Source organism: Clostridium saccharoperbutylacetonicum N1-4(HMT), from assembly GCF_000340885.1.
Lineage (GTDB): Bacteria > Bacillota > Clostridia > Clostridiales > Clostridiaceae > Clostridium > Clostridium saccharoperbutylacetonicum.
On sequence record NC_020291.1, the window covers coordinates 5,929,770 to 5,956,687 of the forward strand.

At 29.0% G+C, this 26,918-nt stretch carries 20 protein-coding genes; 6 read left to right on the forward strand and 14 right to left on the reverse strand.

The genetic code is table 11. The features are described from left to right. Nucleotides 1–34 precede the first annotated feature (34 nt). Entirely contained in the window at nt 35–1,048 is a 1,014-nt protein-coding gene (galE, locus tag CSPA_RS26020; protein WP_015395403.1) for a UDP-glucose 4-epimerase GalE, read from the reverse strand. A gap of 320 nt (nt 1,049–1,368) precedes the next feature. Here galE and wecB point away from each other — a divergent pair, with 320 nt between their 5' ends. Continuing rightward, nucleotides 1,369–2,433: a non-hydrolyzing UDP-N-acetylglucosamine 2-epimerase gene (gene wecB, locus CSPA_RS26025; protein WP_015395404.1), complete on the forward strand. Its 1,065-nt coding sequence runs from the start codon at nt 1,369–1,371 to the stop codon at nt 2,431–2,433. 137 nt (nt 2,434–2,570) lie between these two features. Here wecB and CSPA_RS26030 read toward each other — a convergent pair whose 3' ends face one another. From CSPA_RS26030 to CSPA_RS26050, 5 genes are all read right to left on the reverse strand, one after another. Further along, complete coding sequence (locus tag CSPA_RS26030; protein ID WP_017810335.1) at nt 2,571–3,209, reverse strand: DUF1919 domain-containing protein; 639 nt, start codon at nt 3,207–3,209, stop codon at nt 2,571–2,573. Nucleotides 3,210–3,289: 80 nt separating this feature from the next. Then, nucleotides 3,290–4,777: an O-antigen ligase family protein gene (locus tag CSPA_RS26035; protein ID WP_015395406.1), complete on the reverse strand. Its 1,488-nt coding sequence runs from the start codon at nt 4,775–4,777 to the stop codon at nt 3,290–3,292. 2 nt (nt 4,778–4,779) lie between these two features. Continuing rightward, the gene (locus tag CSPA_RS26040; RefSeq protein ID WP_015395407.1) at nt 4,780–6,642 is read right to left on the reverse strand and encodes a polysaccharide biosynthesis protein; all 1,863 of its coding nucleotides are present in this window, start codon (nt 6,640–6,642) and stop codon (nt 4,780–4,782) included. Between the two features lie 33 nt (nt 6,643–6,675). Further along, complete coding sequence (locus CSPA_RS26045) at nt 6,676–7,659, reverse strand: glycosyltransferase family 2 protein (RefSeq protein ID WP_015395408.1); 984 nt, start codon at nt 7,657–7,659, stop codon at nt 6,676–6,678. A gap of 199 nt (nt 7,660–7,858) precedes the next feature. Then, nucleotides 7,859–8,707 (reverse strand): LicD family protein, encoded by an 849-nt coding sequence (locus tag CSPA_RS26050; RefSeq protein ID WP_015395409.1) that lies wholly within the window; start codon nt 8,705–8,707, stop codon nt 7,859–7,861. Between the two features lie 349 nt (nt 8,708–9,056). On the opposite strand from CSPA_RS26050, the gene CSPA_RS26055 reads away from it, so the two are divergent. From CSPA_RS26055 to CSPA_RS26070, 4 genes are all read left to right on the forward strand, one after another. Next, nucleotides 9,057–10,037, forward strand: coding sequence for a glycosyltransferase (locus tag CSPA_RS26055; RefSeq protein ID WP_015395410.1), 981 nt, complete (start codon nt 9,057–9,059; stop codon nt 10,035–10,037). 162 nt (nt 10,038–10,199) lie between these two features. After that, on the forward strand, nt 10,200–12,083 hold the full coding sequence (locus CSPA_RS26060) for an MBL fold metallo-hydrolase (protein ID WP_015395411.1): 1,884 nt from the start codon (nt 10,200–10,202) through the stop codon (nt 12,081–12,083). Nucleotides 12,084–12,113: 30 nt separating this feature from the next. Next, complete coding sequence (locus CSPA_RS26065; protein ID WP_015395412.1) at nt 12,114–13,523, forward strand: MBOAT family O-acyltransferase; 1,410 nt, start codon at nt 12,114–12,116, stop codon at nt 13,521–13,523. A 13-nt stretch (nt 13,524–13,536) separates the two neighbouring features. Next, nucleotides 13,537–14,886, forward strand: coding sequence for a DHHW family protein (locus tag CSPA_RS26070; RefSeq protein ID WP_015395413.1), 1,350 nt, complete (start codon nt 13,537–13,539; stop codon nt 14,884–14,886). A gap of 175 nt (nt 14,887–15,061) precedes the next feature. On the opposite strand, the gene CSPA_RS26075 is transcribed toward CSPA_RS26070, so the two are convergent. From CSPA_RS26075 to CSPA_RS26105, 7 genes are all read right to left on the reverse strand, one after another. Further along, the gene (locus tag CSPA_RS26075) at nt 15,062–16,525 is read right to left on the reverse strand and encodes an oligosaccharide flippase family protein (protein ID WP_015395414.1); all 1,464 of its coding nucleotides are present in this window, start codon (nt 16,523–16,525) and stop codon (nt 15,062–15,064) included. A 102-nt stretch (nt 16,526–16,627) separates the two neighbouring features. Then, on the reverse strand, nt 16,628–17,437 hold the full coding sequence (locus tag CSPA_RS26080; RefSeq protein ID WP_236907854.1) for a carbohydrate ABC transporter permease: 810 nt from the start codon (nt 17,435–17,437) through the stop codon (nt 16,628–16,630). Between the two features lie 156 nt (nt 17,438–17,593). Then, on the reverse strand, nt 17,594–18,448 hold the full coding sequence (locus CSPA_RS26085; protein ID WP_042315029.1) for a carbohydrate ABC transporter permease: 855 nt from the start codon (nt 18,446–18,448) through the stop codon (nt 17,594–17,596). A gap of 181 nt (nt 18,449–18,629) precedes the next feature. After that, nucleotides 18,630–19,955, reverse strand: coding sequence for an ABC transporter substrate-binding protein (locus CSPA_RS26090; RefSeq protein WP_015395417.1), 1,326 nt, complete (start codon nt 19,953–19,955; stop codon nt 18,630–18,632). Nucleotides 19,956–20,614: 659 nt separating this feature from the next. After that, nucleotides 20,615–21,955: a PTS sugar transporter subunit IIC gene (locus CSPA_RS26095; protein ID WP_015395418.1), complete on the reverse strand. Its 1,341-nt coding sequence runs from the start codon at nt 21,953–21,955 to the stop codon at nt 20,615–20,617. A gap of 210 nt (nt 21,956–22,165) precedes the next feature. Beyond that, the gene (locus CSPA_RS26100) at nt 22,166–22,474 is read right to left on the reverse strand and encodes a PTS sugar transporter subunit IIB (RefSeq protein WP_015395419.1); all 309 of its coding nucleotides are present in this window, start codon (nt 22,472–22,474) and stop codon (nt 22,166–22,168) included. A 122-nt stretch (nt 22,475–22,596) separates the two neighbouring features. Beyond that, entirely contained in the window at nt 22,597–22,917 is a 321-nt protein-coding gene (locus tag CSPA_RS26105) for a PTS lactose/cellobiose transporter subunit IIA (RefSeq protein ID WP_015395420.1), read from the reverse strand. Nucleotides 22,918–23,324: 407 nt separating this feature from the next. Here CSPA_RS26105 and CSPA_RS26110 point away from each other — a divergent pair, with 407 nt between their 5' ends. Next, nucleotides 23,325–26,021 (forward strand): sigma-54-dependent transcriptional regulator, encoded by a 2,697-nt coding sequence (locus CSPA_RS26110; protein WP_015395421.1) that lies wholly within the window; start codon nt 23,325–23,327, stop codon nt 26,019–26,021. Between the two features lie 39 nt (nt 26,022–26,060). Here the strand turns inward: CSPA_RS26110 and CSPA_RS26115 are convergent, their stop codons facing one another. Then, nucleotides 26,061–26,798 carry a MurR/RpiR family transcriptional regulator gene (locus CSPA_RS26115; RefSeq protein ID WP_015395422.1) on the reverse strand — a complete coding sequence of 246 codons (738 nt, stop codon included), beginning with the start codon at nt 26,796–26,798 and terminating at the stop codon, nt 26,061–26,063. Nucleotides 26,799–26,918: the final 120 nt, after the last annotated feature.

Below are 26,918 nucleotides of genomic sequence, written 5' to 3' on the forward strand. Positions count from 1 at the left end.
CAGTTCATAATTGATAATTGACAACTACTCATTGTTATTTGTATCCATTTGGATTTTTTGTTTGCCAAACCCAAGAATCTCTGCACATCTCTTCAAGTCCTCTTTTTGCTTTCCAATTTAATTCCCTATTAGCTTTACTTGAATCGGCATAACACACACCTACATCACCGGCTCTTCTTGGTGCTATTCTATATGGTATATTAACTCCAGTTATCTTTTTAAAGGTTTCTACCAATTCAAGTACACTATAACCTTTTCCTGTACCTAAATTGTATGTTACTAATCCCGGATTTTTCTTTAACATCTCAAGTGCTTTTATATGTCCTTCTGCAACATCAACCACATGCACGTAATCTCTTACACCAGTTCCATCAATCGTATCATAATCATCACCAAATATTGATAATTCTTTTAATTGCCCAATTGCAACTTCAGTTATATAAGGCATAATATTACTCGGAACTCCAGATGGATCTTCTCCAATAATCCCACTTTCATGAGCCCCTATTGGATTGAAATATCGTAAAATTGCAATATTCCACCATTTGCTTGACATACTTAAATCTCTTAGAATGTCTTCTGCAATTAATTTTGTCCTTCCATAAGGATTAGTTACTGATAATGGTAAATAATCTTCATTTACTGGCATAGTATCTGCAGTACCATATACTGTTGCTGATGAACTAAATACTAAATTTCTTACAGAATATTTCTTCATTAACTCTAGTACAACTAAAATACTTGTCAAATTATTATGATAATATTCCACTGGCTTCTCTATAGATTCACCAATTGCTTTTAAAGCAGCAAAATCCATTACTGCTTCTATATTATTTTCTATAAATACCTGTTCAACCGCATTCTTATCTGTCAAATCTATCTTATATAATTTTATTTTTTTTCCTGTTATCTCTTCTATTCTTTCTTTAACTATTTCTTTACTATTGCTCAAATTATCTATAACTACAACATCTTCCCCAGCGTTAAGTAATTCAACAGAAGTATGACTTCCTATATACCCCATTCCACCTGTAACCAATATTGCCACTACTTGTTCCCTCCTGAAGCTGGTAATTAAAATTCCTTAATGCAAATTAACCTACCAACGTTTTTCTTTATATATATTGTTCTTCATTCAATCTTATTTTTAATTTATTTTCTATTATTTCTACCATTTGAATTATACTAATATTCATCAATATATGCAATGTTTAGTGTTTCTTTACTAGGCAATTTTATATTATTTGATTTATGGCTGTTATATGCTAAAATATTTATATCTATCACTATGTATTTTTAAATGATTTCTAACAACTATTGTTTGAGTCATATTTTAAAATATATATATAATTTAAGGAGGCATAATACATGAAAGTATTAACTGTAATAGGTGCAAGGCCACAGTTTATTAAAGCTGCTACAGTTTCAAATAAAATTAGAAGAAATGGTAATAGTGAAATTTTAGTGCATACTGGTCAACATTATGATAACAACATGTCAGATATATTTTTTGAGGAACTTAATATTCCAAAACCAAACTACAACCTAAGCATTGGTTCATCTAATCATGGTCATCAAACTGGGAGTATGTTAATAGCTCTTGAAGAAATATATTTAAAAGAAAAACCAGACATGGTTTTAGTATATGGAGATACAAATTCAACCCTTGCTGGAGCTTTATGTGCTAGTAAATTACTAATTCCAGTAGCTCATGTTGAAGCTGGTCTTAGAAGCTTTAATAAAGCAATGCCAGAAGAGCAAAATAGAATACTAACAGATCACATCTCAGATTTACTTTTTACTCCAACACTAACAGCTTTAAATAATTTAAGGAATGAAAATGTTATAAATGGTGTTCACAATGTTGGTGATGTAATGTATGATGCTGTTAATCTTTTTAAAGAAAGGGCTAAAGAAGTGTCAAAAGTAATAGAAACTTTTGATTTAGCACCAAATAGCTATATACTTTCAACAATACATCGTGCCGAAAATACTAACAGTCTTGAAAGATTAACTTCAATAATAAAAGCTTTAAGCAATTCAAATAAAAAAATAATACTTCCTCTTCATCCTAGAACAAAGAAGTTTATTCAAGAATACAACTTACACGTTGGTGATAATATTAAGATTATAGATCCTGTAGGATATCTAGATATGATTTCTCTCCAAGAAAATGCACAAAAAATAGTAACAGACAGCGGTGGAGTTCAAAAAGAAGCATATTTCCTAAAGAAACCATGTATTACTATGAGAGATGAAACAGAGTGGGTTGAAACTGTAAACAATGGTTGGAACGTAATAGTTGGAAGTGATACTAATAAAATATTAGATGCTTTAGAAAATTTCAATCCAACAGGCACTCCTGCTTCAGCTTTTGGAAATGGAGATACTTCTTCAATAATTACACAAATAATTGAAGATCATCTAAAATAATTTTAGAAAATAAAGAATTTAAATTGCCTATCTATAACTCAATATAGATAGGCAATTTAAATTTATATAATTAAAACTCTATTTTTCATAATTAATTATTATAAATTCATATTAACATTTTTCCATAGCTTGTACTATTATTTTTCAGCTGTCCTAGAATTAAACCATTCAACATAATCAAAATCATCATAGTATTTATAACCGGTAAATCTATTTTTATATGAATATAAATTTCCTACATTTTTCTCATTTTCAAAACCTTTTATATAAACTGAAGATTTGATTTCTGAATATTCTTTGTGTGTAAATACGACCTTGTTTTTATATGGAAGCTTATCGAATTCTTTTAAGTCTTCAAGGGAACATCCATCCCTATCCGTCATCATAACAAACATATTATCAAAATCTATTCTATCAGTACGTTCTTTCCACTTTCTTTCAGCCTCATTTTCATCTTTATAATGCATAAAATGTATTTCAATATCATCTAATTTTCCAACAGGATACGCAGTATCCTCCTTTTTTATAAATTTCAAATCGCATTTTGAATAATACTCCAAATTTTTTATATATTTAACAAAATCACTTGGGTACATAAATAAATTTACAGTTGGTGAATTAAACTTTAAATTTAAATCATGTAAAATAAAGGCCCCATTACAATTGCTAGCTAATAAAGAAAAATCTTTATTTTTTAGACGCTTTGAATTCTTCATATTTATTCTTTTTCTTAATATATTGATAATTTCACTATAAAATAGCATATTAGCACTCATCCCTTCTATATCCCTATACTATAACAGCCGAAATAACAGAGTCTACTGTATTTCGGCTGGTTATTTTTATATTATACTTTTTATATCATTTTAAATTCTTTTATTGATGATGTTTTTCTGTATTCATTATTATCGTTTCTATAAACTTGAATACATGCTACTGCAAAGCCCATAAGTATCCAGTATGAAAATACATATGTAATAGAACTTGGTCCAAAACTTGCTGGTGCAAAAGCTATAAGTCCTGCAACTACCGCAAAGCACATAACACTTTTTTTCTTTATTCCTAAAATTAGATTTGTTATAAGTAAATATAGATAATATACTCCATATAGTAATATACCTGGTATTCCAAAATCCCCTAAAATCTCGATTGGATAACAATGTGGACTGTATATCCCTGCCGTATTTCCCTGGTTTTGAAGGAACTGCTGTACATTACCAACTCCAAAACCTAAATAATGCTTTTCTTTTATTGTACCATTTAATACATCTAGTATTATAGTTCCTCTTTCATTTAATGAACCTGCTGCACCTTCTTGATACTCTATATCACTTAATTCGTTGATTTTATCATCTAAGCCTGTATCAATAACTTTATTACCATTAACAGGTTTAATATGCTCAAATTTAGAACTATTGTAATATAAAAATACAAAACTAATACATAAAATAAGCGGGAAAACTATAGCCTGTATTTTTAATGTTCTAATTCTGAAAATAGAATAAATGCAAAATACAATTAAACTGAAGCCCATCGAAACAATTCCTGTTCTAGAAGTTGATATAACAACTAATGAAAATCCAGCTGCAGTGCAAATTGTAAACCAAACCTTAGCCAGAATATTATCAAATCTATAAATTCCAAATAAACATACTGGCGATAAAATTGCGAGGGTTGCAGCTAAATTATTTGTATTATATGAAAAAACTATAGCTCTTGCCTCAATAATACTTCTATGAAGCTTAGATAAATTCATTGTATCAAAATAATGTCTCACGGGTAGTTGTTGGCCAAGTGCTACTTCTACAGCCCCAACAATAACTACTAATGATACTAAAAACAATATTAAATTTATTGTATTATTAATTCTTTCCTTATTTATATTGTATATCATCATACTAATAATAAATGCAAACATCATTAAATAAATGGCTATATACTTTATTGCTAGTCCCTTACTTAATGACCACATTATGCTGACACACATATAAGCAAACCAAATAGCATAAATAATTAGTACTTTTTTGTTTAAGTTTACTATTACTTCCCTATCTTTAAATAATTTATACAAAGATATTAAAACAAATGCTGCCAAAATTACATGAAACATATAAACACTTTGGATTCTTGGAGCATATACAGTATAATCATAAAACGCAGATACCATAAGTATTGCATAAAAAGTATCGTAAATATCCTTATATTTCATTATAAATACTACTGCTAGTACTGTAACTATATACATTGCAGTTAATAAATAATTACCATTCAGTACTCCAAAAACTGCTGCTATAACAAATAAAATTGCTAGAACAATGTTTGTAATTCTACTATCTTTAGTCATCTCTACTCCTTATCCGCATTCTCTGCTGCCACTTCATCTTCATTCTTATAGTGATAAGTTGGAACGATCTTTTGCATTTGATGTTTTATTTCACCAATATCATTTAGTTCCAATAAATTTTTCAACTGCTCAAGCTTTTCTTTTAGAGTATCCATATTTTCAAAAGTTGGTTTACCAACATGTATCTTTTTATGAACAGTATCTTCTAGTCCTTCTTCACTCATTAAAAGTTCCTCAAATAACTTTTCTCCTGGCCTAAGTCCTGTAAATACAATTTTTATATCTCTATTGGGTTCAAGACCTGAAAGCTTAATTAAGTCACACGCTAAATCATAAATTTTAACTGGCTTTCCCATATCTAAAACAAATATTTCTCCGCCTTTTGCAAATGCACCTGCTTGAAGTACCAATTGAGCTGCTTCTGGAATTAACATAAAATATCTAATAATTTTCTTATGAGTAACAGTAACAGGTCCCCCATTAGCAATTTGTCTCTTAAATAAAGGTATAACAGAACCATTACTTCCAAGAACATTACCAAATCTAACAGCAACAAATTCTGTTTTGGATTGCTTATCCATGGCTTGAATTATCATTTCACATAATCTCTTTGTTGCACCCATAATATTAGTTGGATTAACAGCTTTATCTGTTGAAATCATAACAAATCTAGATATATTGGCTTCACTAGCTTCTAAAGCTAAATTCAAGGTTCCAAATACATTATTTTTTATAGCTTCCTTTGGACTATCCTCCATTAAAGGTACATGCTTATGAGCTGCTGCATGGAATACAACATTTATTTTATATTTAGTAAATACCTCATGTAATCTTTTCCTATCCCTTACAGACCCTATTAACACAGTAAGGTTCATATCTGGGAATTCTTCTCTTAGTTCATTTTGAATATCATATACATTATTTTCATAAATATCAAAGATTATCAATCTCTTTGGATTAAATACTGCTATTTGCCTACAAAGTTCTGATCCTATTGAGCCACCACCACCAGTAACTAGAATAGTTTTTCCTTCAATGTAATCAGAAATCCCTTTATTATCTAATTGAATTGGATCTCTTCCAAGTAAATCTTCTAAATCAACATCCTTAATTCTACTTACGGTTGCATCTCCACTCAATATTTCATACATACCTGGAATTATCTGTAGCTTACAATTAGTATCTTTGCAAATCTCAATTATTTCTGCTTTATTCTTTGCATCAAGAGATGGTATAGCAATTAAAATTAAATCTATTTCCTGTTCTCTGACAATATAAGGTATATCATATCTATTTCCTTCTATTTTAACTCCTGATATTCTCTTTCCTAGTTTAGTCTTATCATCATCAATAAGAACAATAGGATTATACTTTAACTCTCTTCTTGCCATCATTTCATTAATAATCATAGTTCCGGCAGAACCTGCTCCAACTATCATTACTCTTCTTTGATCAGATGAATATTTGAATGGTATGTATAAAAGAGTTCTTCTATACACTCTATAAAGAATTCTATATCCTAAAACAAAGAAAATACTTAAAAGTATTCCTACGACAGATACATTTAAAGGAATAGTTGAACCAAAAATTCTTGTATATCCAATCGATAGAATACCTGCTAAAATATTTCCACCAACTCCTAGCAAAAATTCATCAGTACCAGTTAAATGCCATAAACTATCATAAGTTTTAAATAAGTAAAAACAAACTAAATAAATTAAACTCAAAACCACACAATCGTTAGTATATATCTTTGCGATTAGAGTAAAACTTCCCGTGTTTGTTATGTTTATTGCAAAAAGATACGCCATATTTACCATAAACATATCAATTATCATAATTATTGGTGTTTTCCAACTCTTCATTATAATCTCCTCCACTTTCAAGAGACAATATTATTACCTTAGTCCATTAAAAATTTTAAGCAATAATTTAGGGCAGTATGCCATGCCCTTAGCTTGAATAAAATATCTAAGGTTATTTTTATTAAACCTCTGCATTTTATATGCCTTCAAATATCCCTTTACATCAGTTCTATTTAAAAATTCAAAAAGATCCTTATGAAAATTTGAATCTTTACTAAGCACTGAAAAAATATGTGATATTGAATAAGGAATCTTAAATTCAATCAAGAATTTTTCTATTTCCTTTAAACTTACATCTGTCTTAACCTCTTCCAATAAATCAGTATAAGAATAGTAGCCATCAAGATGTTTTAACGATACATTTTGAGTAACTGAATTTCCCCAAATAACGTAAAATGCTAAAATTTCATTGACACTTATTACTTTTTTCGAATATAGTAATGCTTTTACAATAAAGATCATATCTTCTCCATATTTTCTTTTACTATCAAATAGGAGATTATTTCCTTTAATGATTGATGCTTTATATATAGCACTTCTCATCCCTATTGTTATATCATCATTTAATTGTTTTAAGGCTGCTTCTTTTCCACTTATAAAATCACTTAAGCACTTTGTTCTATTTTTAACTAAAACATTTTCCTGTGCATCAACTTCACTGTAATCACAGAAAACTACTTCACTGCAAGTTTCTTCTGCCTTCTCGTACATTAACTCAATAAATCTAGAATCAATATAATCATCTGAATCTAGAAAAGTTATATACTCACCAGAAGCTTCTTCTATTCCCTTATTTCTTGCAGCACTAACTCCTGAATTTTTTTGAGTTATAATTCTATAATTTATAATTGATTTTTCAAGTAATTCTTTTGCTATATGAATACTTCTATCTTTAGATCCGTCATCTATTAGTAAAAATTCAAAATCCTTATTTGTCTGATTTATAACAGATTTTATACATCTTTCAATACATTCCTCTACATTATAAACAGGAGTAATTATAGATACCTTCGTCAAAACTATTCGCTCCTTTTATCTATCTATAGGCTCAACCATTAATACTTTAAATAACCTAATTGTAGTAATTTAAAACCTAATTATTTGAAATTTTAAACGCTACTTGAATTATACTAATATTGACACCTATATGCAATATTTAGTCATTTTTCTTAAGTTAAATTTCATAATTCAAATAGCAATTGTCAATGATAGATGATCAATTATCCATCGATGATAGCTTTTTTATTGTTTTTGCATGCCACACACGATCTTCTTCTTTTGGAAGTGTCATATAATCTCCATATAATTGAGTTAAAACCGCATCATAATTTTTAGGTGCATTAAAGTATTCCCCTTCAAACTCAACTTTTATTAAATCAAAAAAATCTTTCTTCTTATATATGTATTCACTCCAAGTAGTATCAACTCCATACCCCATATATTCAGAATTAATGTCATTCCAGTTTATTAAAAAATCAAATAACTTCTGTCTTCTTTGAGTTGGAAAAATTTTAACTACAATTTTATAAATAAAATGCGTAAGCTTATTTTTAAAAGTTAATTTTTCTGGTATCTCTCTACACCTAACAAAACTTCTTAAAATAAAATTACTTATTTTTCTTTGAATAGTATAGACCCATTTTTTCTTTGGTAAACTATCATAAGGTAAAATATCTATAAATAATCCATTATGCATCTTTGGATTTTCAACTATTTTTTCTTCAATAAATAAAGTATTATTATATCTAATCTTACAAGGGACTTGATAAATATCATAATAAAGATCATTTTCATGAGTTTGCAAGAATAAATGTTCAGGCAACTCATTTTTAATTATACTTAGAAACTTTCTATAGTCTTCTCTAAGCATACCTATATCAATATCATCATCCCAAGGAATAAACCCTTTATGCCTTACTGCTCCAATAAGTGTTCCTGCATCTAAAAAATATTTAATGCCGTATTTATCACAAATATCAGCTACTTCTTTCAAAATTCCTGCCATTATTATTTGAGCATCTCTTAGTCCTAACTCCTCATAGTTTGAATAATCAATGTCGTTCATATTTTTCTCCTTAAATTATATCAATGTAAATACAAAACTGTCATATAAGGTACCAAATTCTGATACCTTTCCTTTTTATTATATCAATGAAAATTCAAAACTCAATAAATATAATATAAAATTATCAATTGCCAATACTCAATTATAAATGCTAAATTGTCACTATTGACAATTTAGCATTTATAATTGGCAATAGCACAGGTATTTCTATTTTTTTGAATATACCTATCATGTATGCTATAATTTATTACGAAATTAATCATTTAATAAGGCACATGAAAAATAGGCTAGCAAGAGGACTTGTTATTTATTTGATAGTGCCGAATATCTACGATTGGAGAAAATAATAATGGAAAATAATAATGATTTAATTAGTGTTATTGTACCTGTATATAATGTTGAGAAATATTTGCCTAAATGTATAGATAGCATTTTGAATCAAACCATAAAAAATCTTGAAATTATTTTAGTTGATGATGGTTCCTTAGATAATTCAGGTAAAATCTGTGATGATTTTTCTAAAACAGATAATAGAATTGTTGTTATTCATAAAGAAAATGGTGGACTGAGCTCTGCAAGAAATGCTGGTCTTGAAATTGCTAAAGGAAACTATATTGGTTTTGTCGATAGTGATGATTGGTTAGATGAAAATATGTATGAGCAGCTGCTAGATTTAATAAAAGCTACTGATTCTGATATATCCTGTTGTAAATTTTTTAGAACAGCAGATGAAAAAGAAAAGGCTCCCTGCGTTGACAATGAAATCATCAAATCCTTTAATAATATTGATGGATTAGGTAATTTCTATACTGATTTATATACTCAAACAGTTGTAGCTTGGAATAAATTATATAAAAGAGAACTTTTTGATAATGTAACTTATCCAGTTGGAAAAATTCACGAAGATGAAGGAACCACTTATAAGTTATTTTACAAAGCTAATAAGATAACTTACACTAATAGGCCATTATACTATTACAGAGTAACGCCTAACAGTATCACTACTAGAAAATTTAATAAAAAAAGATTAGACATTTTAGATGTTTATGATGAGAAAATTAAATTCATGAGAACTATAAATAATGATAACTTATATTCCAAAACATTAAAATGGTACTTGTTTACTCTTATTAATTGCTATTTTGAGTGCAGTAATGGTATGGAAGATAGCCAACAATATATAAGTTCCATTAAGTCAAAAATATCTGAAACTTACAAGGAATATAAAACTAATCCTAAAAAACAATTTCATTGGACAATATTATTTTCTATTTTTAATATTAGCCCAAAATTATATAAATTAATATTGAATTCTGCCAAGTCACACTAAATGTAAAGAATTTGATATATACAGGGGCTCAATTGCTAATGAATAATAATCATTAGGTAATTGACATTACTATTTTTAACTACTTTATAATATTTAGCTTGGAATTTATTTTATTATATATAACAAAATAAATTTCACAAAAATTAGGAGGCCTAAATACTCATGTTAATAAAAATCTTTAAGAATTTCGTTATATTTTCAATGATTTTTCTATTAAATATTACTCTCATTGATAACATAACATATGCAGCAGAACAAACTACAACTATTGCTAATAGTTCAGATACAGCTAATTCTACTCAACAAAGTGCTAAAACAACAGAGGAATCAAAAGACAAAGATTCTAAAACTTCAACAACTACCACTAAAGATGAAACTAAACCTGTTGATAAATTAAATAAAACTTTAGCAGATGAATCCAAAGAAAACTTTATAGATTATGGTTGGAAAACAATTAATAATAAGAAATATTACATAGTTAATAATAAAATTTCTGAAACCACTGGTTGGGTTATGGAAAAAGACCTTAATCCAAATATCAAACGTAATGATAAAAATTACAATGCACAATATTATTTAGATGAAGATTTTTCAGTTGTAGTTGGCTGGAAACAGATAGACGATAATTGGTATTACTTTAATTCAGATGGAGTAATGCAAACTGGCTGGATTAATAATAATGGTACCTACTACCTAGATGATTCAGGTGTAATGCAAACTGGTTGGAACAAAATTAATGGTGCTAAATATTTTTTCACTCAAACTGGGCAAATGGTTACTGGAAAATCATTAATTGGTGACAAGTGGTATTTCTTCAGTAATATCGGACAACTTCAAACCGGATTCTATACTAATAATGGGAAAACTTATTTCTCTGATGACGATGGAATAATGTTAACAAATAAATGGGTTTCTAACAGCAAACATAAGTTTTACATAAAATCTGATGGTACTATTGCAATTGGAGACATATTTATAAATGGAGTTATGGAGAAATTTAATAATAACGGTTATTATCAAGGTTCTGATCCTAATAACAAGAATTATTTATATATAAAGTTTTTAAACGTTGGTGATGCTGATTGCGCGTTTATAAAGCTTCCTAGTGGCGAAACTGTTTTAATTGATACTGGAACTCCTGAAAGTGCTAAAAGTGTAGTTGACTTTTTAAATAGTCAAAATTTAAAAACTGATTTTTTTAAAGCTTCAAAAGATGGACAAGCTATAAATAATTCTAATGCAATTGATAACAAAACTGATGCTGAAAATATTAATAATACTATTATTTCAACAAATTCAGCCACTACAGCAGCCGCTGTTAGAGCTAACAATGGTAAAGGTGTAATTGACTATGTCATACTTACTCACCCTCATTCTGACCATATAGGTGGTCTTATCGAACTAATGAATAACTTTAACATTGGTAAGATCTTTGTACCTAAATATTTTGAAATGCAAGATTATGCTCCAGGTGCTACAACTGTTAGCGCAAGTGACATTGATATTATAAAATATGATTATAAAGTCTACAAAGCTACAATGGATGCTATAGCAAAAAGTGGAATACCTGTAGTTGAAGCTGATCCACAAGCATTTGTAGATAGTGAACACATTTTACAATTTCTTCATCAAAATAAAAAGTATTCAGACCTTGAAGCCAATACTTACTACAAAGAATATGGTGCTTTAAATGATAGATCTGCAATTACATTTTTAAATTACGGTGATCTTCAAACCTTATTTACTGGTGACATGCAATGGCATGCTGAAAGTGATTTTGCTATGAATAAATCGCTAAAGAACAATGAAGTAGACATATTGAAAGTTCCTCATCACGGAAATGTTGGTTCTTCCTCTTACACATTTATTGGATATGTGAAACCAACTATTGGTGTTATTTCTAGATCTAAATCAAGAGTTGTCACTAATAACGAACCTTATAATACTTTAATCGCCTGTGGCGTTAAAATTTACGAAACAAGTGCTACAGATGGAGTTTCTGTATACGCAACTAAAGATAACTGGAATATTGAAACTGCTAATTAATATTAATTCAGCACTTACGGAGGGATACATTTGATATTTTCAACAACATTATTTTTGTTTATTTTTCTCCCCCTTACATTATTAATATATTATCTTCCTATTTTTAAAAATAAGACTTTAAAAAATATAATCTTATTTATAGCAAGTATAATATTTTATGCTTGGGGAGAACCAACCTTTGTTTTAATATTGTTATTTTCTATTATTGTTACTTGGCTTTTAGGTTTATTGGTTGATAAATATAGATCTACAAAAATGGTAACATTTATATTAGTGATTACAGTTATATTTAATATAGGCTTATTATTCTTTTTTAAATACTTAAACTTCACTATCGATAATTTAAACTCACTTCTAGGATTACATATTAGTAATCCTAGAATACAATTACCACTTGGAATATCCTTTTTTACATTTCAAGCTTTATCATATGTGATAGATGTATATAGAAAAAAAATAGATGCTCAAAAAAATCTATTAAACATAGGTTTGTATTTAGCTTTCTTTCCAAAGTTAGCACAAGGCCCTATAGTTAGATATGAAACAATTGCCCAGGAAATCAGCAATAGAAAAGAAAACTTAACTGATTTTTCTGAAGGTATAATGAGATTTATTCAAGGTTTAGGTAAAAAAGTGTTAATTGCTAATAATTTAGCTCTTGTTGCAGACTATAGCTTTCAACTAGCTGCAGCTCCTGGCAATAATCTATCTGTCAGCCTAGCTTGGCTAGGAGCCATTGCCTACACTTTTCAAATTTTCTTTGATTTTTCAGGTTATTCAGACATGGCAATTGGACTTGGTAGAATGTTTGGATTTCACTTTTTAGAAAACTTTAATTATCCATATATTTCAAAATCTGTTTCTGAGTTTTGGAGAAGATGGCACATTTCATTACAAACTTGGTTTAGAGACTACATATATATTCCTCTTGGCGGAAATCGTGTAAGCAATTTAAAATTTCTATTTAATATATTTATAATATGGCTATTAACTGGAATATGGCATGGAGCTAACTGGACCTTCATACTTTGGGGGTTAATGTATTTTGTACTTTTAGCTGCTGAAAAATTCACAGGCTTTAATAAAAAATTAAAAGGCTTTGGTTATGTATATACATTATTTTTTGTAATGATTGGATGGGTTATCTTTAGATCTGATAATATTTCAATTGCTATAGAATACATAAAGATAATGTTTGGAATTGGTGCAAATGGGATATTAGATAATCAATTTATATTATATTTATCTGAATTTAAATACTACTTTATTGCTGCTATTTTATGCAGTGTTCCTTTAAAAGACTGGCTTAGTCCTAAATTTAAATTTGATGGAATCATATATAATACCATCTATTGTGTGTGGTACGTACTTATATTATTCATATCAATTTCTTTCCTAGTAAAAGGAGCATATAATCCTTTTATTTACTTCAAATTTTAAAGGAGATAAAAAGATGAAAAATATTAAATCTAATATAAATAAAAATTCAATTGTTTCATTGATTTTTATACTTACAATCTTCACTTTACTGTTTGGGTTCTTAGCTAAAATTGGAGAAGGCGTACTTACTAGAATTGAAAAAAGAATTTCACCTTCCCAAAACATTACTGCAGAAGCTACTCAACCCGCTCCGGAAACTGTAGATTTAAATAAATTATACCCTGTAAAGCAAACAGAAAATAAAACCTCTGATACAGCGAATAATACTGCAGCCACAGTAAATAATAACAAGAACTTAACTATTGGTTTAAAAACACCTGCTATATTAAAGAAAATAATAGATAGAGGTGAGGCTCTTAGCACAGATAGTATTATGTTTAAAACTAAATTTATTGAATTAAATGGTTTATTTAATAGAGTTTTAGGAAAGCGATTAGTTAATGATGTTGATAAAGATTATAACGTTGGTAAACTTGATAATGGTTATTTAGTCTTCACTAATCCTAAAATTGATATTACAAAATATGCTCAACAAACAAAGGACTTCAAAGACTACTTAGCTGAACAAAATATTCCATTATTATATATTCAAGCACCATATAAAATATCTAAGTATGATCCAGAACTTCCAACAGGTTTTGAGAATTATACTAACGAAAATGATGATAATATGCTAGCTGCACTTTCTAAAGATAATGTAAATACTTTAGATTTTCGTGAAGAAATAGCTAAAGATAATTTAAATCATTATGATATGTTCTTTAAAACCGATCATCACTGGACACCTAAGGCTGGATTTTGGGCAGCTACAAAAGTTGCTCACCTATTAAGAAATAACTACAATTTCAAAATTAATGAAGATGATTATAATTTAGATAATTATAATATAAATACTTTAAAGCATTGGTTTTTAGGCTCTCAAGGAAAAAGAGTTGGAGTCACTTATACTGGCGATGATGATATTGATTTAATAACACCAAAATTTGAAACTGATTTTAATTTTTCAGTTCCAACCTCAAATATAAATCGTTCCGGTGAATTTAAAGACACCATGTTTTTATATGATCTTATAAATAAGAAAGATTACTACAATCTTAGCCCATACGAATCTTATATTGGTGGTAATTATGATTTAAATTTAATAACAAATAATAAGAGTCCAAATAATAAGAGAATTCTACTTGTTAGAGATTCCTTTGCATGTGCAATGACACCTTTCTTAGCTATGTCCTGCAAAAACTTGGATACTATTGATTTAAGATACTATACAGCAAGTATTAAATCATATATCGAGCAAAATAAACCTGCTGTAGTTATATTGATGTACTCAAATCAGCAAGATGAATATTTTAACTTTAAGTAATAATGGTCAATTATCAGTTTTAAAAGGCCGTTAATAAAGGCTAAATGTTCAAAAAACTCAATTATCTTTGATCTTCCATAATCGATAATTGAGCTTTTTTTATTTCTAATTTTTCATCTCAATTGTTCTTTGATTGACAATTGAAAATTGACAACTGTCAGTTGGTGAGCATTGTTTATGCTGATTTTATTTTTAACTTAACTAATAATTTATTCATCACTTCAAAGAACAATTCATCCCTAGTAAATAAAAGTATTCCAAGATAAATTCCTCCACACACTACTACATTAAACGTACACGAAATAAATACATTTTGTATAAAAAATCTTGATGCAATTGTTATTGGTATGAAAAGTAAGGAATAGAAAAAATATTTAATATTTTCAAATGCAAATAAATTTATATCTAGCTTTATAACCTTTTTTACTAGTCTATATTCTAATATTAATATAATCAAATTAGCCAAAAGAGTGGTTGATATAGCTGTTACCATATTAAAAGTACCTGTAAGGGTTAAGGTTATATTAAATATTAAATTCATAACCCCGCCTATCAAAACTAATATGGCATCTTGTTTTTCTTTTCCAAAGATATATATAATTTGATTTGCAACAACGCTTTCTACACCCGTTACTAACATATGAATTGCAAATATACTCATAACGGGAACTGCTGCTAAGAAATCTTTTCCTCCAAATATGTATATGGCTTCTTTTGAAAGACATGATAACCCAATAGCTGCTGGAAATAAAAATAAAAAATATATCTTTACAACTTTCTTTAACAAAACTAAATATGCATCTTTCGATTGGTTTCCTAAATAATTTGAAAGTCTTGGCATTGTAACTTGAACTACCGTTAATAATAAAGTACTTACAATAGTAGTTACTCTCTGAGCCATGTAATAATATCCAACTTCTGCTATACCACCAACGCTATCCTTTAACATGGTTTTATCAAGTTGAGTATATAAAATTCCTGTACTAGTTAGAATTACAACATAAAACATTGGCTTTATATGTTTTAAGAATTGCAAATCAGAAAAATCAAACTTAACTCTTCTCTTTATGTAAATAAAGCTAATTATGTTATTTATGAAATTAAAGCCTACAACTATGTATAAATAAAATAGGAAATCTCCCTTTTCTCTAATAAAAAATAAAATCAATGCTGAATATATTACCCTAATCAGCATTGTTTTAAGAGCAATGAAATCATAATTCTCTACTGCTTCATTAACCCATTCCACATAAAACATATTAGTAACTATATTAAAACCTAAAATTATGCATGTAAATAAATACGGTTGATCTTTATAAGCTATTGCTACAAAAACCATATATGCAACTGTAGCAACCGTATTTGTAAATACTGTAAAGACAAACAAGCTTGTGAATGTCTGTCCAAGCTTCTTTTTATCATCTCTTACTTTACTTATTTCTCTTAATCCATATTGATAAATTCCAAAGCTTGCAAATATTAAGAAATATGCAGTTAAGGAATCTCCATATCCAATGTATCCGTATAATTCTCCTCCAAAAGCTCTACTTACTAACGGCATTACTATTATAGGTAAAATTATATTAAATAAGTTGAGCATTGCTTTAAAAATTGCGTTTTTTGAAATTGACTTAGCCATTTATTCAGCCTCCATAAATATAAGTTTTTTTACTTATATTTCTCATCTGTGTTATTTCTTTTTCAATTGTACATTCTACGCAATTCCTTGTCAAATTGGTAATTAGCCTTTTACTCCACTGTCATTAATACCTTTCATAAACCACTTTTGAGCTATTAAAAATAATATTAACAATGGTAATACTGTAATTGTACTTGCTGCCATCACTTCTGGCCATTTTATTCCGTATGCTCCTCCTTGAATAAAAAATTGCCTAAGACCTGCTGAAATCAAGAATTTTTCTGGACTCTTTGTTATTAAAGAAGGATATAAATATTCATTATAGTAGGTTACAAAACTAATTAACCCAAAGGTTATAAAACTTGGCTTTGTTAATGGAAACATTATCTTTAAAAGTATTTTAAAATGAGATGCACCATCCATTCTTGCTGCTTCAACTAAACTTTTGTCAACTTGTAAAAAAGCCTGTCTGATTAAAAATATCCCAAATACATTAACAAGATTGCTGATAATGAGCCCAGTTAAAGTATCAATTAAATTAATATCAGCTAGTATCATATAGCATGGCACGTAAGTAACTGCTGATGGTAACATATATGTACCCATTATTAATGAAAATAATAACTTCTTGCCCCTAAATTTAAATTGTGTCAATGCATATGCAATCATAGCAGCACTAACCATTTGAAATGCAACTTCTATACTTGCAACAAATAAACTATTTCCCATATATCTCGCAAAAGGTGCTTCTGTAAATACCTGACTAAAATTATTCCATTGAGGAACTTTAGGAATTAACAATAAAGGAAAATTGAACACTTCTTCTTTAGTTTTTAGTGCACTGCTTATCATCCATAAGAAAGGGAAAAAAGTAATTACACTGATAAGAATTAATACTCCATGTCTCATCATACTAGCTAAGACTTGAGATAATTGTGGACGCTGTGATATAAGTTCTAACTTTATTTCTTCTACCTCTTTATCTATATCCTCTCGATTTTCAGCATTTCTTTTTAAATTTATATCCATTAACTCTATTCCTCCCTGCAAAATTCTAATCCAGTACTATTAATAATGAACCCATTTTTTTGATGCGATAAATTGAATTCCTGAAAGAATTCCTATAATAAGCAATATAACCGTAGCCATTGCTGTGGCTTGCCCTATATTAAAATTCTCAAATGCACTTTGATAATATAAATATAATAAAGTTCTTGTGCTCCCTGCCGGTCCACCTTGTGTTAATACTTGAATTTGATCATAAGCCTGTAGAGAATTTATCATTGTTATTATGCTCAAAAAAAAGGTTGTAGGAGATATGAGAGGCAAAGTAACACTTATAAATTTATTCCAAGAACTTGCTCCATCTATTGCTGCTGCTTCATACAAATGCTTTGGTACCTTTTCTAATGCAGTTAAATAAAATACCATAGCCCATCCAATTCCCTTCCAAACTGTAACAATTATAACTGACATCATTGCTGTATTTGAACTTTGCAGCCATTGTGATTTTGGCATATGAAATAACTGCAGCATGTAATTAGCTAACCCATAGCTTGGCTCAAAAATCCAACTCCAAACTATTGATATAGCAACCGTTGGTGTAATCCACGGAGAAAATATAACCGCCTTATAAAAAGCTGAGCCTCTTATTTTTTTCTTTAAAAGAATGGCAAGAGCTAATCCACCAGTTATAGTTGGTATTAAAGTTCCTACTGTAAATACAAAAGTATTCTTTAATGCCTCATAGAACTTGTTGTTTAAAAACAACTCTCTATAGTTCTGAGTTCCAACCATATTATAATTAGAACTCATATAATCCCAATCTGTAAAACTCATGAATATAGCCTTTATCATAGGCCAAATCCAAAATATACAAAGAGGAATTAATGCTGGCAAAATAAACATTAAAGTCACAGCCATATTCTTAATATGTTTTTTAATACCAACTCTTGCTTCCACAAAACCACCACCTTTTTTCAGTTTACAGTTTATGCCCTTTAGGGTACCCTGTGGGCAATTTGCAGTTTACAGTTGATGATGAAAAGCCTTCAACTAATAACTTTAAACCGTTAACTCCTGCTATTGATAAAATTCTTAACTTCTAATTCTTAACTGAATCAACCGCTTCTTGTGCAGTTTTTTGTGCTTCATCTAATGCATCTTTTGCAGAAACATTTTCAATTTCAACCTTATCAGCTGCAACCTTTAATGCGTCAATAATTTTTCCATCAGTCGGATCTATAAATACTTTTGTTGCATGTGCAGCTTGAGCAGTCGGAACCAACGCTTGAGGATTTTTCTTTACATACTCAGTAAACTCTGGAGTAGATGTACTTCCCTTGTTTACAGAAATATATCCTGAAGCCATTGACCATTGTGCACTAACTTTTGCAGACGTAAAATATTTAATAAACTCATATGCTCCTTGTTTTTCTTCATCACTAATTTCTTTAGGAATTACTAATACTCTTGCTTGTGCAATAGGACTTGATTTTTTTCCTTCTTTAAATGCTGGTTGTTCAAATGCAGCTAATTTATTAAAATCCAAATCTCCTTGGTCACCTGATGATCCAGTATAACCAGCTGCTTTATCCTTCATAGCATCATCAACTGTTGCATACCAATATTCCCAACCTTGTCCACCTGAGTGTATTCTCATAATTTTATCTTCATGAATCCATTTTCTAAAACTATCCCAAGCTTCAATCCATTCTGGTGAATTTATTAATACTTGTTTTCCATCATCACTTAATATTTTTCCACCATTGCTTAATGCTGCATCAATTAAATTATCTTGTCCCCACATAGGTTCCCAGCCATAAAATGAAACTTCATCCCCATCTTTTTTAGTAAGTTTTTTAGCGGCTTCAGCAAGACCTGTCCAAGTTTTTAATTTATCTTCTGAAATTCCTGCATCTTTAAATGCTTGCTTGTTATAATATAAAAGTTGAGTTGTTCCAAATGCAGGAAATCCTATTAATTTATCCTGATATTTTCCTGTTTCTAAAAATGATTCTAAATAATTATCTGCTTTAAAGTCAGCATCTTTGTTTGTATAGTCACTTATATTGATTAATAAATCTTTTCTTGCAAATATTACAGCTTTATCAGGCTCTAACAATGCAACAGCAGGACTTTTCTTTGCAGCTATTCCAGCTTGCAGATTTTTAAAGGTAGTATCATACTTATCTTGAGCTACTCCCTTTACTTCATATTTATCTTGTGAATCATTAAATTCCTTAATTATTTTCTCCATATTATCTCCAAGCTTCCCCCCAAGACCATACCAATATTCAACTTGAATTTTACCACTAGCAGTCTTTACTGGTCCTTTTGCTGATACTCCACTATTTCCACAAGCAGCCAAACTTCCTGAAACAATAGAAATTAATGCTACTGCACAAATCTTTTTTACAAATTTATTCATAAAAAATTACCCCCATTATTTATAATAGTATATAATCACACGCATCGTTCATCTTTTGAACAATATTATATTATCACCGTTCATTGTTCATAACAACATGTTCATCAAACTTTTCCCAATTATTCTTTCAATTGTAAATATCCCTCACTTCACTTTAAAATATAATTTATTGCCGCTTGATATTAACTTAATGATATTTTTTCTTATTGGTTATTATAGATATCCAATTTAAGAATCAAACTTACAACTGGAATATACATGCATCATTGAGAAATTATGATCGTAACACTACACTAGAAATCAGATACATTTTTCTGGAAGCAGGCATGTGAAATTAAGCTGATGATGGTTCTAAATGGGGGCTTGTTTCATTTACAGCTTGTCTAGATTTTACATCTAGAACACGCTGAAATGACGACAAGCCCCCATTTAGAACCTTCCAGCGAAAATTTCACTAGTCCTGTGGAAGATAAATGTATAAGATTTCGGTAATTGTTGCATAAGTCTAATTCTCGCCTTGGATATCTTTACTAGGAAATTTTCTTGGAAACAAAAAAAGAAACTCAACCTCCGCACTAAGTGCAAATATTGAGTCTCTTTCTTTTCAATAAAATTTTAGTTAATATATTTTAAATTGTTAATAAAAGGGCTAATTAATTCTAAGCTTGTACACTATCTCCATGGTGTTGTGCAGCTACTTCATCTGCATAAGCCATAGCATCTGCCTTCTTAAAGAATGGAAGATAAATAGCTGTATCAATTGCTAAAATAACTAATTGTGCTAATGCATATGGAAAACCACCTATTAATAAACCTGAGATGATTGGTGGTACTGTCCAAGGTGGAGTTACTCCTCCCATTGGTGCAAGTAATCCACTTGCAATTGCAAGATACATTAGTATTGCTGTTAATACAGGGCAAACTATAAATGGTACAGCCATAATTGGGTTCATTACTATTGGAGTACCAAATAAGATTGGTTCATTTATATTAAATAAGTTTGGCGCTACAGCTAATCTACCTAATTGCTTAAATTGAGCTGATTTTGCAAATAATATCATACAAAGAACAAATCCTAGAGTATGACCAGAACCTGCCATGTTTATAAAGTTATCATAGAACTGAGAAGTTACTATATGAGCTCCATGTGCAAGATCTAAAGTTCCTGCTTTTTGAAGTTCTGCATTTGCTAACATATTTGCACCTAATAAACTTCCAACTATACCAGACATAATAGTTGCTCCATGTACACCAAACCACCATAAGAATGGGATACAGAATGCAATTACTATAACTCCACCTAATGAATCTGATACACCTTGTAATGGTGTTTGAATAACCTTATAGATTAATTCAACAAATGTTGTATTTCCGCCCCATTTTAAAGCTGCATATATAACACCAGCAGCTGTAAACATAACTGCAGCTGGAATTAAAGCTGAGAATGCTGAAACTACACCTGATGGTACACCTTCTGGCATCTTAATTCTAATATCCTTCTTCATAAACCAAGAATATGTTGCACCAACAATTAAACCAATAATGATTGCAGTAACCATACCTTGACCACCAATCCAGCTTCTTGGAATAACTCCACCAACTGAAAATACGTCTTTTGTTCCTTCTGGAGTGAAGGCTACTGAATCTGAAGTTGTAATTAAAAATACAGCTAACGACATTACTCCTGCTGATAAAGGTTCATGACCTTCATTCTTAGCATAAACATAAGCTATTGAAATAACAGAAACTAAAGCCATAATATTCATTGTATTACCTTGAATTTTTAATAATGGATCAGTCCATCCTGCTCCAAATGTAGCAGTCATAAAATCAGTGAATCCTTTTACTGGAAAGAAAGCTATCAATAGGAATAAGGAACCTATGATTTGTAGTGGCATTGTGTATAACACACCATCTTTTAATGCTTGAATACCTTTAAGGTTAACGAATTTCATAACCACTGGTATTACTTTTTCGTTCAACGTTTGACTCATTGACATAATATTTTCCCCCTTGTATTTAATTAAGATTATAATATAAATAATTACAAATAATAAATTTGTTATTATTAACACATAAATAAAATGTTATTCTTTAATATCGTTTTCACATGTTTGAAGACATCATATAACTGTATATAATACAGTTATATAGGTGACATCCTGCTTATAAATCAATTAAATTATTTAACACCATATAAATAACTTACTTTATTTATTCGCTAGCTTTAAAGCTAAATCTAAAACTTTAGTTCCATTCATCATTCCATAATCAACCATTGGAATTACTTCTACAGGAATTCCTTTTGGATCACAAAGGCTTTTTGCTTTCCCTAATGTATAACCAACTTGTGGTCCTAATAAAGCTACATCCATGCTATCTAAATGTTTATCCATTTGAGATTCTGGAAAAGCTACAATTTCAGCCTCTACACCTTTAGCTTTAGCCGCTTCTTTCATTTTATTAACTAAAACACTAGTTGACATCCCTGATGCACAAAACAATTTGATTGTTACCATATTTATTTCCTCCTTATAATAGATTAATAGATAGATTTAAAGATATTTTGAAATGCTATATCTCGGCATTATGTTATAATGTCTTCTTAACATTTTATGCAAATCTATATTGTTTAATGAACTTATTTAGCTAATGTATTAACAACTTTTCTTAATTCCATAATTTGTTGAATAAGATTTTTTTCTGTTATAGCTGTCATTAAATGATCTTGTGCATGAACAAATAATACTGATAATTCTATTTTCTCTCCAGCTGCTTCCTTTTGAAGCATTTCTGTTTGAGAATCATGAGCCTTAGCCAATGCATCATTTGCTAATACAATTTCTTTATCAGCTTCTTCATACTTACCTTCGTTTACAAGGTTAAGGGCCATGTAAGAATGATTTTTACAATCTCCTGCGTTTATTATTATGTTCATAATTGCCATCTCTAACGGTTCCATTTACATTCCTCCATTTTATGCTTTACTACTTTATGCAAATATATAAAGCAATACTCATGCCAAACACTAAAAAATAACTTTTATTTTCAAATGTTATGCTTTATAATATACAATGTAGACGCTTGATATTATCTATGTTCAAGTCATTTTGTTAAATAAAAAAAGTCTTTCAAGTTTTTTTATTATTTTTTTCTGTTTAATTCTATTTTAATTACTGTTTGTACATTTTTATTAGTGTTTAATAACTTTTTTATAGTGTTTAAGACTTATTCTTTGTTTGTTTAAACACTATATAAATATTGTTTGACCTTATTAATAAGTATATGGTACTATTTCCATATAATACATGTAAATGCTCGATTTTATATACACTAATCGCATATATAGTATACATTAGGAGGAAAACTATGGCGAAAAAAGACTTAGTATATCGAAAAATACTTCAATTAAACAATCCAAATGGAATTGATACTAAAACACTAGCTTCTTTAATTAATATGTCCAGAGCCAATTTAAGTCATGAACTAAATGAATTATGTAAGGAAGGTAAATTATCGAAATCATCTGGAAGACCTGTTTTATTCTTTATTACAAATGATGAAAATACACCTACTGAATCACAGTTAGATCTATTAGCCAAAACTAATACATCTCTCAAAGATTCTATTGAACAAGCAAAAGCTGCTATTTTATACCCTCCGAAGGGTATGAATTGTTTAATATTAGGTAGTACTGGTGTTGGTAAATCAATGTTTGCTTCATTAATGCATAACTATGCTTTAGAAATGAAAGTAAAACCTGAAGATTCTCCATTTATTGTATTTAACTGTGCAGATTATAGTAATAATCCTCAATTACTTACTTCTCAATTATTCGGAGTAAAAAAAGGTGCTTATACAGGAGCTGAATCTGATAAAACAGGCTTAATTGAGCAGGCCGATGGTGGGATATTATTTTTAGATGAAATTCATAGACTGCCTCCAGAAGGTCAAGAAGCTCTTTTTATATTTTTAGATACTGGAACCTTTAGGAGAATTGGAGATTCAGAGATAAGAAAATCAGATGTTCTAATAATTTCTGCTACAACAGAGGATCCAAATTCTACTTTGCTAAACACTTTTACAAGAAGAATTCCAATTATAATCAATATTCCTTGTCTTAAAGATAGGACTCTAGATGAGAGATTATTTCTAATTAAAAGTTTCTTCAAATATGAAAGTATTCGTATTAATAAGGAAATATATGTTTCTCTTAATTCACTTAGAGCTTTACTATCTTATGACTGCCCTAATAATATTGGTCAATTAAAGAGTGATGTTCAACTACTTTGTGCAAAAGCATATTCAGAATTTTTAACTAACCAAAAAACAGATGTAAGAGTTCACAGTGGAATGTTACCACATTATATAAAAGAAGGACTTTATAAAGAAAAAGAACACCGTGTTTTATGGAATAAATTAATGAGTGAGGAAATTGAATATTTCAGATTCAACGGTGCAAACGAAGATACCAATACCATTTTTAATAATGTAGATAACACAATTTATGATTTTATAGAAAATAAACTTGAAAAATTAAAATCCTTAGATATTTCTGATATTGATATTGAAAATATACTTGAAAAAGATATTGCAAAACATTTTAGCAAAAATAATTCTGAAGTCTCTAAAGAAGCCAACAAAAAGAATTTATTGACTATCATCGATGAAGGTATTTTAGACTGTTTTGATGAAATAATAGATTATGCTTCGCAAAAACTAAATATTACTTTTGATAATAATCTTTACACAGCTTTTGCACTACATATTAATACTTTAATAAACAGAATCAACAATGATAAGATAATAATAAACACTAATTTAAATAAGATTAAAGATTTGTATCCTTTAGAGTTTAGTACAGCAATTGAAATTAAAGAAATTATAGAAAATTATATTAATAAATCTATTCCAATAGATGAAGCTGGATACTTAACTTTATTTTTAATACCAGATAATACTTTTAATTCTATGGCCCAAGATAAAGCAAAAGTTATACTTATCGCTCACGGAGACTCCACTGCTACCTCAATGGCAAATGTCTCAAGCAGCCTTTTAGGAGAAGATTATGTGCTCCCAATTAATGCACCAATTGATGTTGCACCTTCTAAAGTACTAGATCAGTTAAAGAAATGTATTGAAAATAATCCTACTTCTGCAGGCTACCTATTATTAGTTGATATGGGATCATTAACAACTTTTGCAGATACAATAAAGAAAGATTTAAATGTTGACATAAAAGTAATATCTCTTGTCTCAACATTACATGTATTAGAAGCTGCTAGAAAAGCGCTAATAGGTTCATCTTTAGATGAAATTTATAACGATGTACTTATGGTTAATTCTTATGTGGAAATGCATAAAAATGTAAGTCATACATCAGAAAATCGGGATAAAATCCTAATAATCACTGCATGCTTAACTGGTGAAGGAGCAGCTATTGCAATTAAGAATTTTTTACTTAGTAATCTTAGATTGAATAGCGATTATTTTGAAATAGTATGCTTAAATTGCTTGGACAAAAATTACTTTAAAGAAAAAATTCTCAATCTCCAAAAAGAAAATGAAATATTATTTATAGTTTCTTCTTTCCCTGTAAGTTCAAAAATAAAACAATATACTATGTATGAAGTTTTTGATATGGATGTACTAAAGGAATTACAAGCTGCTATTGATTCAAAAACTACAATGATCAACATACCTAAAATTATAAAGGAAAATGTTAATAACATAGATGGTGTCGAATTATTTAATGATGTAACTAAGTTCTTAAATTTACTAGAAACTAAGCTTTCTATAAAATTATCAGAAGAAGTTACAGTTGGAATAATTCTTCACATAGCCTTTGTTATTGGGCGATTAAGAAATGAGAATAACCCAGCTATTTATCCTGAAAGAGACAATTATATAGCAGAATACATTGATTTATATACACTAATAAAAGAAAATTTAGGCTTTGTTAATAATAAGTACAAAATTGATATATGTGATGATGAAATATGCTATTTAATGAAACTATTATTAAATGCAGAGCCAAAATTAAAGGATAAGTTCAAACACAAATAAGAAGATAGGGCAATTATCATAAATGATAATTGCCCATATTTACATATGTGAATCTATAACTTTATTATGTAACCTTTTTCCGATACTTTCTATTATGTACAACACAGGTATTTGAGTTGTTATATCACTAATTCCTATCCTTTCTCTCTGAACATAATACGATATGTTAAGGTCAGATATCTTGGCTATAGTACAATTTTCACTATTAGTAATACTTACAATTGTACTATTTTCTCTCTTTAAATTACTTATATGGTCAATAACAGTCGCTGTTTCTCCTGATACTGATATGGCTATTATTATAGAATCTTCGTACATTTTATAATTTCTTGGGAAATATGGATCATCAATATACATTGCAAATCTACCTATTGAAGAAAAATATCTAGCTGCATATTTACATAGTATTCCTGATGTCCCAGTTCCTATAAATATAACATTATTAGCTGCTTTAATTAAATCACAAAGAGTATTTAATTTCTTTTCTAATTCACTATTATCTAACTTTTTAAAAAAATCTATTATTATAGAAGTATCATCATTTATTTTATTACTTTCATTTTTTTGAATATGCATTTTCAATTTTATTTTGAATTCTGAATACCCTTCACAGTCAACCTTTTTACAAAACCTAAGTATTGTAGTCGTTGATACATGTGCTTCATCTGCCAATTCCCTAATCCTCATATAAACAACTTTATCTGCATTTTTCATTATATATCTATATAGCATTAGTTCCAAATCATTTAAACTTTGTATAATTTCATAGTTAAACATAATTTAATCAACCTCTTCTTTCATAAATATGTCTATTTAATTATACCCTATTTAGTGTTTTTTTTATATTCCCTACAAAAATTCTGGCACTGGATAAGTTATGAACAACATATTGAGCTC